General features: G+C 71.5%; 11 protein-coding genes. 1 reads left to right on the top strand and 10 read right to left on the bottom strand.

From position 1 onward, the window contains the following. Positions 1-562: 562 nt before the first annotated feature. The 10 genes from ABD466_RS41020 to ABD466_RS41065 form a co-directional block, all read right to left on the bottom strand. Entirely contained in the window at positions 563-1,450 is an 888-nt protein-coding gene (locus tag ABD466_RS41020) for a carbohydrate kinase family protein (RefSeq protein WP_344662715.1), read from the bottom strand. Positions 1,451-1,497: 47 nt separating this feature from the next. Further along, positions 1,498-2,541, bottom strand: a complete 1,044-nt coding sequence (locus tag ABD466_RS41025) for a LacI family DNA-binding transcriptional regulator (protein WP_425558868.1) — start codon at positions 2,539-2,541, stop codon at positions 1,498-1,500. A 47-nt stretch (positions 2,542-2,588) separates the two neighbouring features. Then, positions 2,589-4,247 carry a glycoside hydrolase family 13 protein gene (locus tag ABD466_RS41030; RefSeq protein WP_344662717.1) on the bottom strand — a complete coding sequence of 553 codons (1,659 nt, stop codon included), beginning with the start codon at positions 4,245-4,247 and terminating at the stop codon, positions 2,589-2,591. Between the two features lie 34 nt (positions 4,248-4,281). After that, the gene (locus ABD466_RS41035; RefSeq protein ID WP_344662718.1) at positions 4,282-5,127 is read right to left on the bottom strand and encodes a sugar ABC transporter permease; all 846 of its coding nucleotides are present in this window, start codon (positions 5,125-5,127) and stop codon (positions 4,282-4,284) included. After that, the gene (locus ABD466_RS41040) at positions 5,124-6,059 is read right to left on the bottom strand and encodes a carbohydrate ABC transporter permease (RefSeq protein ID WP_344662719.1); all 936 of its coding nucleotides are present in this window, start codon (positions 6,057-6,059) and stop codon (positions 5,124-5,126) included. The genes ABD466_RS41035 and ABD466_RS41040 overlap by 4 nt, the downstream gene beginning before the upstream one ends. A 114-nt stretch (positions 6,060-6,173) precedes the next feature. Continuing rightward, positions 6,174-7,481 carry an extracellular solute-binding protein gene (locus ABD466_RS41045; RefSeq protein WP_344662720.1) on the bottom strand — a complete coding sequence of 436 codons (1,308 nt, stop codon included), beginning with the start codon at positions 7,479-7,481 and terminating at the stop codon, positions 6,174-6,176. Between the two features lie 183 nt (positions 7,482-7,664). Then, the gene (locus tag ABD466_RS41050; protein WP_344662721.1) at positions 7,665-10,523 is read right to left on the bottom strand and encodes an FtsX-like permease family protein; all 2,859 of its coding nucleotides are present in this window, start codon (positions 10,521-10,523) and stop codon (positions 7,665-7,667) included. 90 nt (positions 10,524-10,613) lie between these two features. Continuing rightward, the gene (locus ABD466_RS41055) at positions 10,614-13,886 is read right to left on the bottom strand and encodes an FtsX-like permease family protein (protein WP_344662722.1); all 3,273 of its coding nucleotides are present in this window, start codon (positions 13,884-13,886) and stop codon (positions 10,614-10,616) included. A gap of 172 nt (positions 13,887-14,058) precedes the next feature. Then, entirely contained in the window at positions 14,059-14,850 is a 792-nt protein-coding gene (locus ABD466_RS41060) for a DeoR/GlpR family DNA-binding transcription regulator (RefSeq protein WP_344662723.1), read from the bottom strand. 64 nt (positions 14,851-14,914) lie between these two features. Then, complete coding sequence (locus ABD466_RS41065) at positions 14,915-15,964, bottom strand: class I SAM-dependent methyltransferase (RefSeq protein WP_344662724.1); 1,050 nt, start codon at positions 15,962-15,964, stop codon at positions 14,915-14,917. Positions 15,965-15,996: 32 nt separating this feature from the next. Here ABD466_RS41065 and ABD466_RS41070 point away from each other — a divergent pair, with 32 nt between their 5' ends. After that, positions 15,997-16,809 (top strand): UbiA family prenyltransferase, encoded by an 813-nt coding sequence (locus tag ABD466_RS41070; protein ID WP_344662725.1) that lies wholly within the window; start codon positions 15,997-15,999, stop codon positions 16,807-16,809. Positions 16,810-16,835: the final 26 nt, after the last annotated feature.

Below are 16,835 nucleotides of genomic sequence, written 5' to 3' on the forward strand. Positions count from 1 at the left end.
GTCGGCGGGCGAAGCCAATCGCGCCGGTCAGGCGGTGTCAAGCCGAACGGCACGCGACCAACGGCGGCGGCGATCCGGCTTGATACCGCCTGACCGGTGTGATTCCGTCAGGCGACGACGTGACGGGGGATCCAGGACATGGCGACCAAAAAGCAGACCGCAGCCGACGCGGGGGGGTTGGTGATCCCCCGGAGCCGAGGCCCGCCGGAGGCATTGTTGTTGACTTTCCAACCCGCGAGCCGCGACACGGTCGCCCACCCCGAAACAGTAATTTCCGCAGCCCGCAGCCGCCGACGAGACAGCATCCCGTCGCAGCGAACTGCGACTCCCAGCGGATCTTCAACACCATGGCCGAAGGTCGTAATAATGCCTTTCAACCCACAGACAAACCGCCGCCCCATCACCGCGACCCGGCCACGAGCCAACAGCCACCACCAGCAACCAGCAACCAGCAACCAGCAACCAGCAACCAGCAACCAGCAACCAGCAGATCACTAGTCACCAGCCACCAACCCACCAGCCACCAGCCACCAGCCACCAGCCACCAGCCACCAGCCACCAGCTAACCCGCCAGATCCGCCTCCCCCGCGAACCGCTCCGCCGTTCCGTGCACCGTGCAGGCGAACGCCCCGGCGAGCAGCCCGCGCCGCATGCATTCGGCAACGTCGGCGCCGCGCAGCACCCCCGACACGAACCCGGACACGAACGCGTCGCCCGCCCCGTTGCTGTCCACGACGGGTGCGGGCGGCGTGACGGCCGGGAAGTGGCGGACGCCTGACGCGTCCCGCGTCGCCAAGTAAGCGCCCCGCGCTCCGTCGGTAGCGACCACTGTCTGCGCGCGCCCATGCTCCAGCACGTCGTGCAGCACCGTGTCCCGCCGCTCGCCGAGGTTCGCCGCGCTCATGAACACATGGTCCGCCGCATACGCGAAGTGCCGATGATGGTCATTGACGCCATCCCAGTCATGCAGGTCCGTCGAGATCGACGCCTCGCTCCGGAGCACGACCGGCAGCACATGCCGCGCGTGCCCGGCGATGCACACGTGCACATGCCGCGTTTGCGCCAGCCAGCCCTCGTAGAAAGCCTCGGGCAGGTGCTGGCCCTCCACACCGCGCGGGTCATAGAACGACATCCGCCGGCCGTCCGCCGACACCAGGTTCACCGCGCGCGTCGTTCCGCCCGCGGAGGGCAGCCAAGAGAAGTCGAGCTTCTCCTCTTCGAAGCGCCGGAGCACCATCTCGCCGAACTCGTCCTCGCCGAGGAAGTCGACGAACTTCACCCGGAGGCCCAGCGAGCGGCTCGCCAGGGCGACCGCCGTCCCGGTGTGGGCCACGTAGGAGATGATCGGGTCCACCATCACCGAGTCCTTGTACGGCATCGGCAGGTCCGGGACGCGGATGATCGTGTCGATCCCGGCGCCTCCGATCACCAGCAGATCGATGTCGCTCATCGGCGTCCCTCCCCTTGGTCCTGCTTTGAATGGTTTCGTCCGGGGCCCTATCGGCGGACCCGCGGCCCTGATCCGGTCGACCCTCGCACCACCAGCTCCGGGGCGAACACGAACTCCGTGTGCGGAGCGTGCCCGCCGCCGACCTCCTCGAGCAGGGCCCGCACCGCGGCCGCGCCCATCGCCGCCACCGGCTGGCGCACGGTGGTCAGCGGCGGGTCGGTGTACGCGATCAGCGGTGAGTCGTCGTATCCCACCACTGAGATGTCGCCCGGGACCGCCATGCCGCGGGCCCGTACTTCGGCGATGGCGCCGAGCGCCATCATGTCCGAGGCGCACACGATGCCGGTGCAGCCCTTGTCCAGCAGCTTCGCCGCCGCCGCGCGGCCGCCCTCGAACCCGTACAGCGAGTACTCCACGAACTCGTGCGGGTCGGACACGCTGAGGGTGTCGCGCAGCGCTGACGTGAAGCCCTCTATCTTGCGGATCACCGGGACGTAGCGCTTGGGGCCCACGGCCAGGCCGATGCGTTCGTGGCCCAGGTCCGCCAGGTGGTTCACCGACAGCCGCGCGGCCATGGCGTCGTCCGGGGAGATGAACGGGGCGGCGATGCCTTCGGCGAAGCCGTTGATCAGGACGAACGGGACGCCGCGGGCGGTCAGGCGGTGATAGCGCTCCTTCGAGGCGCTGGTGTCCGCGTGCAGGCCGGACACGAACACGATGCCGACGACGCCGTGCTCGATCAGGAGGTCCACCACGTCGTCCTCGGTGGCGCCGCCCGGGGAGATGGTGGCGAGCACCGGGGTGTACCCGTCCTGCGACAGGGCGCGTTCCACCGCCTGGGCCATGGCCGGGAAGATCGGGTTGTCGAGCTCCGGGATGATCAGGCCGATCAGGGCGGTGTTGCGCTGGCGCAGGCGGGTGGGGCGCTCGTAGCCCATGACGTCGAGCGCCGCCAGGACCGCCTGCCGGGTGGCGGCGGCCACGCCGGGCTTGCCGTTCAGCACCCGGCTCACCGTCGCCTCGCTGACCTTCGCCTGGGCGGCGATGTCAGCGAGGCGTGCGGTGGAAGGCAGTGCGGTGTTCTCCGTCATGGCGCCCATTCTGTCCTCTCGCAACCCGCTCCCCGTTCCCGTGACCGCTAGACCCGCCACCAGGCGGCCGAGTCGGCCGGCAGCACGGCGCCGTCCGCGGTGGTCTCGACCGGCGCCGAGGCCAGCAGCAGCGTGCCCGGCACGGGTACGGTCACGGGCTCGGAGCCGGTGTTGACCGTGGCCACGAAGCCGTCGCCGCGGCGGAAGGCCAGCACGCCGTCCGGCGCCGACAGCCACGTCAGGGTGCTGCCGTCGGTCTCGGCTCCGAGCTCCGGCAACTGCCGGCGCAGGGTCAGTGCCGAACGGTACAGCTCCAGCATCGAGCCCGGGTCGCCGGTCTCGGCCTCGACCGTCAGCGGGGACCAGGAGGCCGGGGCCGGCAGCCACGACGCGGTGGAGCCGGCCGGCCCGAAGCCGTACGGCGGCTCGGAACCGGACCAGGGCATGGGCACGCGGCAGCCGTCGCGGCCCTTCGACGGATCGCCGGACTGGATGCCCTGCGGGTCCACCAGGAACTCCACCGGGATGTCCAGCACCTCCGGCAGGCCGAGCTCCTCGCCCTGGTACACGTACGCCGAGCCGGGCAGCGCGAGCATCAGCAGCGCCGCGGCGCGGGCCCGGGCCTGGCCGACCGCGCCGCCGCCGTAGCGGGTGACGTGCCGCTTCATGTCGTGGTTCGACAGCACCCAGGTGGACGGCGCGCCGACCGAGCCGGCGGTGGCCAGCGAGTGGTCGATCGCGGTCCGCAGCGCGGCGGCCTCGAACGGCTGGCCCAGGTAGTCGAAGTTGAAGGCCTGGTGCAGTTCGTCCGGCCGCACGTAGTTCGCCAGCCGCTCCGGGGTCGGCGCCCACGCCTCGGCGACGCCGATCCGCTCGCCGGGGTAGGAGTCCAGCAGCAGCCGCCAGGCGCGGTAGATCTCGTGCACGCCGTCCTGGTCGAAGAACGGGAGCACGGCGTTGCCGATCATCTCCACGTGGTCGGCGTGGCCGACGTCCGGCAGCCCCGGGGCCTTGACCATGCCGTGCGCGACGTCGATCCGGAAGCCGTCGACGCCGAGGTCGAGCCAGAACCGCAGGACGTCCAGGAACTCCGCGCGGACCTCCTCCAGGTCCCAGTTCAGGTCCGGCTGCCCGGGGGCGAACAGGTGCAGGTACCACTGGCCGGGCGTGCCGTCCGGGTCGGTGGTGCGGGTCCAGGCCGGGCCGCCGAAGACCGACTCCCAGTCGTTCGGCGGCAGCTCGCCGTGCGCGCCGCGGCCGTCGCGGAAGATGTACCGGTCGCGCGCGGCGCTCCCCGCCGGGGCCGCGAGCGCCTCCACGAACCAGGCGTGCCGGTCCGAGGTGTGGTTGGGGACCAGGTCGACGATCACCCGCAGGCCGCGCGCGTGCGCGTCCTCGAGCAGGCCCCGGAAGTCGGCGAGGTCGCCGAAGATCGGGTCGACGGCGCGGTAGTCGGCGACGTCGTAGCCGAAGTCGGCCATCGGCGAGGTGAAGAACGGCGTGATCCACAGCGCGTCCACGCCGAGGTCGGCGAGGTACGGCAGCCGGGAGCGGATGCCGGGCAGGTCGCCGACACCGTCGCCGTCCGCGTCGGCGAACGAGCGGATGTAGATCTGGTAGATGACCGCGTCCCGCCACCAGTCGGTGCGGCCGGCGCCGGATTCCCCGGCCAGGACGGCTTCGACGGCGAGTGTCTCGGTAGTCATGAACTCACGTGCCCCAGAAGTGATAGTGGTGCGGTCAGCCCTTGGCGCTGCCGGAGGTCAGTCCGGCGACCAGGTTGCGCTGGACGAGCAGGAACATCACGGCGGCCGGGATGGCGATCAGCACCGACGAGGCGGTCATCAGCCCCCATTCGCCCTTGTACTGCGAGACGAAGGTGCGCAGGCCCACCGCCAGCGTGTACTTGTCCGAGCCCTGCATGAAGGTGTTGGCGAAGGCGACCTCCGCCCACGCGGTGAGGAAGGAGTAGAAGGCGGTGACGGCCAGGCCCGGCCGGGCCAGCGGCAGCACGAGCCGCCAGAAGGTGCCGAACGGGTTCAGCCCGTCGACCTTGCCGGCCTCGTCGATCTCGACCGGGATGGTGTCGAAGTAGCCCTTGAGCATCCAGGCGCAGTACGGCACGGCGGTGGTGAGGTACACCAGCACCAGGCCGGCGTAGGAGTTCACCAGGTGCAGCTTGGACATCAGGTTGTACAGCGGGACGATCAGCACCGCGATCGGGAACATCTGCACGATCAGCAGCATCCACATGGTGGCCCGGAAGCCCGGGAACCGCATGCGGGACACCGCGTAGCCGCAGGTGGCGGCGATGAACACGGCCAGCACCATGGTCAGCACCGACACCAGGATCGAGTTGCCGAACCAGGTGAGGAAGTCGGTGTCGTTCAGCACCTGGCTGTAGTTGCCGAAGTTCAGGTTGCTGAAGTCGCCGGGGTGCGCCCACTGGCCGTTGCCGGTCTTCAGCGAGGTCAGCGCGACCCAGGCGATCGGGAACACGGCGATGAACGACGCGGCGATCAGGGTGGCGTGGAGCGCGGCCGAGGCCAGCGGCGAGCGGCGGCCGCGCGAGTGCTGCTTGCTCATGCCTGGACCTCCAGCTTGGCCTGCGAGCGGCGGTAGACGGTGGCGAAGACGATGAGCATCGACAGGATCACCACGCCGTAGGAGGCGGCCTCGGCGTACTGCCGGATGTTCTGGAACGCGATCTGGTAGGCGTGGGTGACCAGGATGTCGGTGGAACCGGCCGGCCCGCCCTCGGTGACCAGGAAGATGACGTCGAACTTGTTGAAGGTCCAGATCACGCCGAGCAGCGTGACGGTCATCATCACCGGCCGCAGCCCGGGCAGCGTCACCATCCGGAAGCGCTGCCACGGCGTGGCGCCGTCCATCTCGGCGGCCTCGTAGAGCTCGCTCGGGATGGTCTGCAGCCCGCCGAGGAAGGACACCATCATGAACGGCACGCCCATCCAGACGTTGACCGCGATGACCGCGATCTTCGCGGAGGTGGGCTGGGACAGCCAGTCCACGCCGTGCATGCCGAAGAACTTCAGCACGGCGTTGAACACGCCGTTGTCGTTGTAGAGCAGACGCCACGCGAAGGCGGCCACGAAGCCGGGGATGGCCCACGGCAGGATCAGCATCAGCCGGTAGCCGGCCCGGAAGCGGATTTTGCGGTTCAGCAGGATCGCCAGGCCGAGGCCGATGGCGATGTGGAAGAAGACGTTGACGAAGGTCCAGATCAGCGTCCAGTTCAGGGTGCTGTAGAAGTGGCCGTCGTGTCCGGACAGGATGTCCCAGTAGTTGTGCAGGCCCACCGACTTGTAGCTCGGCGGGATGTGGTTGACGCCGATGTCGCGGCCGATGTTGGACTCGTCGGCGTTGGTGGTGGACAGGTACAGGCCCCAGACGAACGGGTAGCCGACCAGCACCAGCATCACCAGCACGACCGGCGCCGCCATGGCCCAGCCGTACCAGTACCTGTCGAATGAGCCGCGTATCGCGCGCAGCACCCTCATGTCCCTACCTGACTTCCGATCCCGGACCCGGACCCCGTCGTTCCTGCGAAGGAGGTGAGCCGCGCGGGACCGGGACCCTCACAACCCGGTCCCACGCGGCTAGCTTGTGCGGACTCAGCTCTTGCTGAAGTCCTTCAGGATCTGCGCGAACTGCGTCGCGGCGTCGTTCAGCCCGTCCTGCGCCGACTTCTGACCGCCCAGGATGGCCTGGTAGTCGGTGTCCAGCGGGGTGAGCAGGTCCGAGGCGCCGGGCACCGGCGGCCGGCCGACGCCCGCCTTCAGCGGGTCGGAGAACGACGCCAGCAGCTTGTCGCCGGAGACCTGCGGGTCGGCGTAGGCCGAGGTGCGGGTCGGCAGCACGTTGTTCTTGGCCGCGATGGTGGCCTGGTTCGCCGCGCTGTTCAGGAACGCCACGAACAGGTAGGTGGCGTCCAGGTTCTTCGAGCCCGCGTAGACGACCAGGTTGTGGCCGCCGACCGGGGCGCCGGCCTTGACCGAGCCGGCCGGGACGGTCGCCACGCCCAGGTTGTCGGCCTTGCTGAAGGCCGTGCCCTTCAGGTCGTCGGCGGTGGACCACGGGCCGTTGATGACCATGGCGACCTTGCCGTCCTTGAAGGCGGTCTGCATGTTGTTGTAGCCGTCCTTGGTCACGTCGGTGACCGCGGCGCCGGACTTCACCAGGTCCTGCGCGATCCCGACCGCCTTGAGCGACTTGGCGTCGTTGATCGTGATCTTCTTGTTCGCGGCGTCGATCAGGTCGCCGCCCTCGCCGTAGATGAACGGCTCCAGGAAGTAGGAGGCCGCGTTCAGGAACACGCCGTCCTTGCCGGTCTTGGCCTTGATCTGCAGGCCGTCGGCCTTCAGCTCGTCCCAGGTCTTCGGCGGGGTGGTGATGCCGGCCTGGGTCAGCAGGTCCTTGTTGTACAGCAGCGCCAGCGTGTCGGTGACCTGCGGGACGCCGTAGATCTTGCCGTTGTAGTGGTCCGACGCGTACGGGCCGGCCATGTAGTCGGCGTCGTCGGCCAGCGCCGGGGTGCCGTCCAGCGGCTGCAGGTAGCCCAGCTGCGCGAACGCGGGCGTCCAGCCGACGTCGGCGCGCAGCACGTCCGGCGCGCCGTTGCCGGACTGCGCGGCGGTCTTGAACTTGTCCTTGGCGTCCGAGAACGGGACGTTGACGTAGTTCACCTTGATGTTCGGGTACTTCGCCTCGAACGCCTTGATGATCGGCTGGTAGTTCGGCGCCTCGTTGGTGGCGTCGGAGGTGTCCCACCAGGTGACCGTGCCCTTGACCGCGGCCGGGTCGGCCGGGGTGGCGGCCGCGCCGCCGGAGGACTTGCTGCTGCTGCAAGCACTTGCAGCAAGTGCCAGCGCCGCTATCGCCGCGATCCCGGCGCTGCGCTTGGCAGTGATGCTCCGTCGCATCGAAGACTCCTTGGAAGGGGAGGGGAAGGAGTGCCGCTGCTATCTGCGGCGCGGTCCCCGACGCTAGCAAGGCGCCTCGCGGTGCTGAAAGACCTTGCAGCAAGTTTTCTGCAACTTGCGGATAACGATGCGGCAACACGGCCTTCACACACCGGGCCTGGCGATCTGCGGGTGACCGAGTGACTACTCTCCGCCGAAACGGAGCACTCCGGCCAGGCGCCTGCCGCGGCCGACCACCGCTTCCAGAGCGGCCGCGACCGCCGTCACGAGCAGCAGCGCGAGGCCGAGCAGGAGCGTGACGGTGAGGTCCACCCGGATCGGGGCGTCGTACCCGTCGGTGAAGGCGGTCAGGTCCAGCGCGGGTCCGAGCAGCCGGGGCAGGATGAGGCCGATCAGGACGCCGGCGGTGGCCGCCGCCAGTGCGGTCGGGACGAGCTGCACCGCTGTGACCACGCCCGCGGACCGTGCCGGGAGGCCCATGGTGCGGAGGAAGGAGACGGTGCGGCCGCGCTCGCGGGCCGTTGCTGCAAGTTCCAGAATGACGACCAGGACCGCGAAGGCGGCCGAACCGGCGGCGCAGAGCCCGAAGATGCCCGTGACCGAGCGGTTCAGGCCGTCGGAACGCATCGCGGTCAGGCGCTCGGCGCGGACGGTGACGTCGTAGGAGAACGGGCCGGCATCCAGGAGGGCGGCCCGGATCTGCGCGGTGGTGACCGGTCCGGACAGGGCCGCCACGGAGGGCCGGGTGGCGTCGGAGACCTTCGCGAGCAGCTCGGCGGGCAGGACGACGTACGGCCGGCGCGGGCCGGCCGGCCCCAGCGCGGCGCGCAGGACGCCGTTGTCCGGATCGGGCACGACGCCGGCGATGCGGCAGGAGATCGTGGATGTCAGGAAGCTGACGGTGAAGGTGCCCGCCGGGTGGTCGTCGACCGCGGCCGGGGAGGCCAGCACCGGAATCGTGCCGTCGGGGTCGGCGGTCGCGGACAGCCCGGGGACCAACGTGGGGCCGACCCCGAGGAAGGCCACCGGCCGCTCGGCCCCGGTGTCGTCGTCGACGGTGGAGCGTTCGAAGACGGTGACCGTGTCGGCGCGCACACCGGGCAGCGCCCGGAGCCTGTCGACCGCCTCCTGGGGCAGGGCTTGCGACCGCACGACGGCGTCGGCGCCGACGCGGTCGGCGGAGGCGGTCTCCCCGTGGTCCAGGGTGCTGACGACGACGCCGCCGAAGACCGCGCCGGACACCGTCAGCACCAGCACGGCCAGCGCGACGGCCGGAGTCTGACCGCGTTCGGCCGCACGGGCCAGACCCAGCCAGCCGGCGGTGGAGCGGCCGCGGCCGAGCAGGCGGGCGGCCGCGAGGACAGGCCGCGGCAGGGCCCTGACGGCCAGGATGGAGACGACCCCGCCGACGAGCACCGGCACGGTGGCCATCAGCGGATCGACCGTGCCGCCGGCGGTGGTTCCGGCCACGCCGCGGCCGCGCAGCGCAAGCACTCCGCCGACCGCGAGGACGGCGACGAGGGCCTCCAGCGTGCGGCGGCGGCCGCGGGACAGGAGACGGCGCTCGTCGGCGCGGGCCGTCCCGGCGGTCTCCGGCTTGGCACGGACCATGACGGTCACCGGGACGGCGGCGATGCCGAACACGGCGACGACGAGCGTCGGCCAGAGCTGGCCCCCGCCCTCGCCGAGCAACCGGCCGAGGACCGCGGCGGGAACGATGACGAGGGCTGACTCGGCGGCCAGGAGGACCGCCGACTGGCGGCGGGAGGAGCCACGCGCGCGTTGCAACGCCACGGCGGCGGCCCGGCGGGCGGCGACGAGGCGGGCCGCGGCGAAGACCGCCGCGAGTTCCACGGCGAGCAGGCCTGCGACGGCGAACGACTCGAGGGCGCTGGTGGCGAGGAGGCGCGTGCGGAAGGCCGTGAAGAGGTCGGGCAGCCCGGTCTCGGCCGTGGCGGCCTGGACCGTGTTCATCAGGCCGCCGCACATCTGGGTGCCGGGTTGGTAGGGGTCGCACATCGCGGAGATCGCGCCCTGTTGGAAGTGGAGCAGGGCCGCTCGCAGGGTGCTGATTGCGGCGACGCTCAACGCGGCCGGGTCGACGGTGCGACGCCACTGTGCGGTGGCCCGGGCTTTGACGTTGCCGTGAAGGAGGGTGGCCAGCCCCATGTCGGACACCAGCAGTTCGCCGGTCCAGAACAGGCGCGGCGTGAGGGTGCCGATGTGGGAGAGCTGCGGGGTGAGGAGGGTGGTGTTCTGCGCGAAGAAGGCGTTGTCATCGGCGGTGAGCGCGGCGCCGACGGCGGGTTCGAAGATGCCGGAGACGACGGCCACGACGGGGTGTGTGACGCCGTTGAGATCGGGTTGGGGGTCGCCGAGACGGAGGTGGGTGCCCACAGGAAGGTGGAGGTCCTCACTGGTGCGGCGGCTGACGCCGACGGCGACGGTACCCGGTGCGGGAGTGGCGCGGTCAGGGGCGGTGCCGTCGACGTAGGTGACGAGGTGGGCCGCGCGACTGTCGTCGACGAAGGTGGTGACGGGAGGGAGGCCGCTGGGCTTGGCGACGGTGTCACCGTCGGTGGTGACGCCGAAGGCGCGGTAGGTGTGGGAGGTGCCGGTCAGTGTGCGGGCGGCGACGGGGCCGAGCTGCTGGGCGATCGCGTTCTGGAAGTCGGCGAAGGCTGTGCCCTCGGCACCGGTGTCGACGACGTCGAGACCGACCGTGAGCGAGCGGGCGTCGAGCGACGCGGCGGCCACGTTCTGGCGGAGCGCGCGGTCGGCCAGGGACTTCAGCGCGCGCGGCCCGGCCGCCGCGGTGGTGGATGCGCCGAGCACGAGGAGGGCGACGAGGAGGAGCGGTATGGCGTCGGCGCGGAGGCCGCCGCGGACGAGGCGGCGCGCGACGCCCCAGCCGAGAGCGTGGTCGCCGGGGTCGGGCTCGGTGGGTGAGGTCCGCCCGCCACGGCCCGGGTGGACGGGGCCGATGTGGTCGTCGGCGCCGGCGAGGTCGAGATCGAGTTCGAACTCGGGCTCGTGGGACATCGGTGCTCCAGGGGGTGACGGGCGGATCGGTCGGCAACGGTTCGGTGGTGGCGCGGCGGTGGGTGGCGGTGGCCGCGGTGGCGCGGCGGTCTACAACTCGTCTCCGGCCCGGAGCATCCGTGCCAGATCCACCCGCGACAGCGCCCGCGCGGCCAGCATCACGACCAGCACGACGGCTGCGGCGGTGGCGGTCGCGACGCCGGCACCGCGGAGCCAGGGGGCGACGGCGGCGACGGTGGGGTACACCGGAGCACCGGTGTCGTCCACCGTCACCAAGGGGACCGTGAGCAGTGCGGTGGCGACGCCGATGCCGACGCCGGCGGCGACCGCGACGAGCGCCAAGGCGGCTTGTTCGAGCCAGAGGGCGGCTGACAGTTGACGGGGGCGGGCGCCGATCGCGCGGAGGACCGCGAATTCGCGGCGCCGGGTGCGCAGAGTGGCGGCGGCGGAGACGGCGAACCCGACTGTGGCGAAGACGGGTGCGGTGGCGGCGCTGATCACCAGCAGGGCTGCCTCACTGGCTTGGAAGGCGCCGTCGTGGAGAGCGGCGGCGACCGTGGTGCGGGATACCAAGGTGCCGAGTTCGGCATGGGTGGAGAAGTAGGCGGCGGCCGTGCGAGGCGCGCTCAGCGTGGCCAGCCACTGGACCGACCACTGCGGTTCGGCGTCATGGGCGGCCAGGATGCGGGTGAGCGTGACGCGGTCGACCACCGCCGCGGCGGCGTCGGGGGCCAGGCCGGGGAAGGCGGCGAGGCGGCCGGTGAGGTCGAGGGTGATGTGGGTGCCGTCCGCGAGGATCGCGGGGATCTTGTCGCCGACGGTGGCGGCGGCGTCGCGGAGGAAGCCGTCGGTGACGACGGCCGGCACGTGCGGGCCGGCGGCGAACTGCGGCGTCAGGGGCTTGGTGCCGGGACGGATCTCGTAGGAGGTCGGGGTTCCGGCCTGGACGTTGGAGACGTGCCCGCTCGCGAAATGCAGGGTGAGGGTGCCGGGGCCGCCAGCCGGAGAGTCGCAGAGGGCGGGAGAGGTCGCGGCGATTTGAGCGAGAGAGCCGGTGCAGTCGTCAGGCGGGGGGAGGGAAGAGTTGGGGTCTGATGCTGCGGCCAGGTGCCAAGGCTGATCGTCAGGAACGGTGAATGCTGCCAGGGAGCTGATGGTGAGCGTGACGTCGGCGGTGTCCGGGGAAACGACGTCGCTGATGCCGAGGCCCTCGAAACGCAACGGGAAGGCGGGAGCCAGACCGGTTACCGGGCTGGTGAGCGTGATGCTTTCGTGGCGAGGTTGATCTGGGTGCTCCGGGACGGCGACGGGAATGGTGAGGAGCGTGCCGTCGCGGTCGCGCAGGAGGAAGCTCAGGGCTGCGTCGCGGAGGAAGGTGGCTCCGTCGCCCTTCACCGAGACGGCCAGGTCGAAGCTCAACGCGCCCGGCGTGCCCGGGATCGCGATGGCCGGATCGGTGGCGGGGTTCGAGGCGGCGAGCGGCTTGAACAAGTCGGTCTCGGAGACAGGCGCCAGATCGCTGCGCAGATCGAGCACGCCGGGCGCGGCACCGGAGTCGATACCGACCAAGCTCGCCTGACGGCTGCCTATCAGAAGGTCACCGGTGGCCACCGGTGTCACGGCCGCGACACCCGGGACGCGCGTGTAAGCGGAACGTCGATATTCCTCGGCGAGCGGACTCCCGGACAAGCGGGCGTCGGCCCCCACCTGGAACGTCGCCCGGTCCTGGGCCGAGCGGCCACGCATCGCGGTCTCGGTGACGGTCATCGCGCCGACCGCGAGCGCGAGCACCAGCAGCAGGACCGTCCCGGCGTGGCGGGCCGCACGCCGGCTGACCTGCCATCCCCCGAGCGCGCCGGCGAAGCGGCGGGTCTCGTCGAGGCGGTGGTCGACGAGTCGAGCGGCGGGTGGGAGGAGGCGCAGGGCCAGCGCTGCCAGCGCGGCGGCGGTCGCGGCGGGCGCGAGGACGAGGACCGGGTCGATCGACGTGGCGACGCCCGCGGCGCCGGACGAGCCGGCGGCCGCGGTGACCGGCGACTTGTAGTGGCGCAGTTGCAGGTAGCCGACCACGGCCAGGGCCACGAGACCACCGTCGATCCCGGCACGTTGGAACGCCGCGACCCGCGCACTCCGGGTGCGGTCCGTGGCGATCCGCTCGCGCGAGGCCCGGTAGGCGGCCGCGGCCTGGACCACGATGCAGAACGCTGCGACGAGGAGGCTGACTTCGAAGCCGATCAGACCCGGCCCGTGGGGAGCGGGAAGCGCGTGCAGGCCGGGCAGATGGCGAAGCCCGCGGGCCAGTGGGCCGGTGACGAGTGTCGTCAGCACGAGGGCCGGGCCGGCCAGAAGCAGGGCCTCCCCGGCGGCGATCGCCACGAGCATGCGGGGGTGAGCACCACGGGCCTGGACGAGACGGGCCTCCTCGGCCCGGTGTTCCCGGACCAAGCGCAAGGTGAGCGCCAGGGCGAAGACGGCGAGGACCGCGAGCAGCGTGGCGACGATGAGGAAGCCGGACATGCCCGCGGTCTCGGCAGCGTGGGTGCGCCTGCTCTGTTGAGGAAGGCCGGAGGCCAGGGCCAGGCTGGTGACCGGGGGCTTGGCGGCGTGGAAGACGGCTTTGTTCACATCGCCGTTCTCGACCGTGAGGATGCGGCCGACGGCGGCGGAAAGGCCGGAGGCGGTGGCGGTGGACAGGTCCGGTTGAGCGAACCAGACCATCTGGGCGAGGGAGGCCAGGCCTTCGCGAGCCGAGAGGACATCCGGCGTGACGAACACCAGAGGGCTGGTGGCCGCCGACGGCCCGTTCGGACGCAGTGCGCCCCAGAACACGGGGTCGCTGTCAGAAGCCTGATAGACACCGACTATGCGGTGCGTCTCGGTGTGACTGGACCCCCAGAGCGCTTTCGTCATGGTGACGGTGCCGACACCGTTCGGCCCGGTCAGACCGGCCTGGCGGGCGAGCGTGTCGGGGACGAGGATGTCGCCGGGGGCGGTGAGGAGGGTGCCGGAGAGCAGGCGGATGTGCCGCGCGTAGTCGTCCGCGCTGGCAGCGGCCACCGAGACGTCTCCAGCCGGGCCGGTCAGGTCGAGCTTCGGCGCCACGACCGCGTGCGACACCCGCACCGGGTAGGGCCGCAGCAGCCGCCGCGCCGCCGCATCGATCTTGGGGGACGCCGCCGTCACGTCGCCGTCCGGGCCGGCCGTGAACACCAGTGCCGTGGATCCGGCGGGAGCGGCGGCCAAAGCGGTCCGGGTCCCGACGTCGGACACCGCGGCGGCGGTGGCGCCGAGGACTGCGAAAGTCAGCGAGGCGAGCAGGACGGTCAGCGCTGCGGCCGCGGTGACCGTGCGATGCACGAGCACTCGGCGAAGTGGGGCTGCGGTGGGCACGCAAGAGATGACGGAGGCGTCGGCGGTCGCGACGCAGGCGTTATCGAAGCGTTATCCAGCGTATCAGATGGTGGATGGTGACGCCGCAGGACGAGTGGTGATCGAGCTCAGCTTTAGCGTTTAAGGGGACTAGACCTTTCACTCCTCACCCCTCCCGCTCCGCCACCACCAGCTCCCCGACTTCGTCCGCCAGCACCTCACGCGCCTCGTCCCCCAGGCCGTCATCGGTGACCAGCACCGCGGCGTCGCTCAATCCTGCGAAAGCCGACAGCCCGACCACACCCCACTTCGTGTGGTCCGCCACCACCACCAGGTTCCGCGCGGCGGCGACCAGCGCCCGGTTCGTCTCGGACTCCATCAGGTTCGGGCTCGTGTATCCGGCCTGGGCGTCCATGCCGTACACACCGAGGAACACCTGGTCCAGATGCAGCGTCCGAATCGCCTGCACCGCTATCGGCCCGACCAGCGCCTCCGACGGCGTGCGCATCCCGCCCGTGAGGATCACCGTCTGGTTCCCACCCGGGTGGCCGGCCTCGTGCGCGTGCAACACGTCCGCCACCCGCAGGGAGTTCGTCACCACGGTCAGATCCGGGACGCCGACCAGGTGCCGGGCGAGCGTGTACGTCGTACTGCCGCCGCTGATCCCGATGGCGGTCCCGGGACGCACCAGCGCGGCCGCCGTGCGGGCGATGGCGTCCTTCGCCGGCTGCTCCATCTCGGCCTTGACGGTGAACGCGGGTTCGTCCGTCGAGCCCGACCGGCGCACGGTGGCGCCGCCGTGCACCTTGGTGAGCAGGCCGCGGGAGTCCAGGACGTCGAGGTCCCGCCGGACGGTCATGTCGGAGACGCCGAGCAGGCGCGTCAGGTCGTTGACCCGGACGCCGCCGGTGCGTTGGACCTCTTCGAGGATCCGCGCCTGCCGTTGTGCTGCCAGCATCGGGTGTCCCTGTCCCCTCGTGCGCTCGGCCGGCTCGCTGCCGACTGAACGCACGGTAACACGCTCACCAACGCTTCCCGGCCTGGTAGAGCGCCAAGCCCGGGATGCGGGCGGAGCGGATGCGACGGGGCGGGGTGAAGCCCGCGGTGTGCAGCCACGTCGCCAGCTGGTCGGGCGTGTAGAGGGTGGAGCCGGACGTGAGCCGGACGAAGAGAGCCAGGTGGGTGGCCGCCGGGTCGGTGCGGGTCTGGCGGGGTTCGGCGAAGGCGTCGAGGATGGCGAGGGTGCCGCCGGGTTCGAGGGCGGCGTGCGCACGGCGCAGCAGCGTCGGGATCTCGGTCTCGGTCAGATGGTGCAGCAGGTTGAAACACAGGACCACGTCCTGGCCGGCCGGGAAGTCGCGCTGCCGGGCGTCGCCCTCGGTGAAGCTCACCAGGTGGGACAGGCCCGCCGCGGCGATCACCTCGCGGCCGATGCGGGCGCTGCCGGGCAGGTCCAGGACGGTGGCGGTGAGGCCGGGGCGGGCGCGGCAGAGGGTGGCGGCGTACCAGCCGTGCCCGCCGCCGACGTCCAGGACGTGGCCGGCGCCGGGCCGGAGCGTCAGGCGGCGGGCCACCTCCGGGGCGGTGAGACGGGCCAGGTCCAGCTGGCCGAGGATGTAGCGGCGCCAGTACGGGTCGTCCGGCGGACGGTCGTGGTGTTCGACCGGGGCGCCGGCGACGACCAGCCGGTCCAGGTCGCGCCACCAGTCGAAGTAGTCGCCGCAGGCGTTGACGAAGCGGGCCACGCCGACCTCGGAGTCCGGGTCGAGCCAGCGGCGGTTGCGGCGGGCCAGGCGCAGTGAACCGTCATGGGCCTGCTTCACGTGTCCGGTGGAGACCAGGCACTCGAGCAGCAGTCGGGTCGGGGTCGGGGCCAGGCCCAGATCGGCGGCGATCTGCGCGGCGGAGCCCGGGGCGGAGGCCAGGCGTGCGACGATGCCGGTGCGCACCGCCGCCACCAGCACTCCGGAGACCGCGAGCCCGCCCCAGGCCTCGGCCGCCGGCGCCGGGACCAGGTTCGCGCGCAGGGCCGCACGCTCCAGGGGGTTGCCGCCACGCAGCGCAAGTCGCATGGTCCTTGCATACCCCTGCCGAGGAGAAATCGATGCCGAAGCTCAAAGCACTGTTCCGCACTTGCCATCCGCTGCCGTCGCTGGCGGTCACGGCGATGTTCGCGGCGCTGATCGTGCAGACCGCGCCGCACGGCCTGGGGCCGGGCGCCGCGATCCCGGCGGTGCTGCTGGGCGAGCTGTCGATCGGCTGGTCGAACGACTATTTCGACGCCGACCGGGACCGGCTGGCCGGGCGCCTGGACAAACCGCTGGCGTCCGGCGCGATCCCCCGGCAGGCGGTGCTGGCCGCCGCCCTGGTGTCGGTGACGCTGTCCCTCGTCCTGGCCTACTCGATCAACGCGGCCGTCGGGACCGTCGACGCCATGCAGATGCTGGCGGGCTGGTTCTACAACGCCGGGATCAAGGGCACTCCCCTGTCCGGCCTCGCCTACGCCGTCGGCTTCGGCCTGATCCCGGAGTTCGCCACGAGCACCGCCCCGTCGGTGGCGGCGGCCCGGCCGTCGGTCCTCGCCGCCGCCGCGCTGCTCGGCGTCGGGGGCCACCTGGCGAACGCCCTCCCGGATCTGGAGGCGGACCGGATCGCCGGGGTCAGGGGGCTGCCGAACGTGCTGGCCGAGCGGTTCAGCGTCCGGACGGTGCGCTCGGCGGCGCTGACCCTGCTGGTCGGAGCGTCGGGCTTCCTGGCGCTGGCCGGGACGCCGTGGCTGTGGCTGGCGTTCGCGGCGTCCGCGGCGGTGGGGTGGTGGGGCATGGGCTCCTTCGGCCGCAAGCCGTTCTACGCGGCTCTGGCCATCGCCGGCATCGACGTCACCGTCTTCGTGTTCGGGGGAGTCCCTCTGTCCTGAATGGGTGAACACGCGCATCATCCGCG

It is taken from the genome of Catenulispora subtropica, assembly GCF_039531675.1.
Lineage (GTDB): Bacteria > Actinomycetota > Actinomycetes > Streptomycetales > Catenulisporaceae > Catenulispora > Catenulispora subtropica.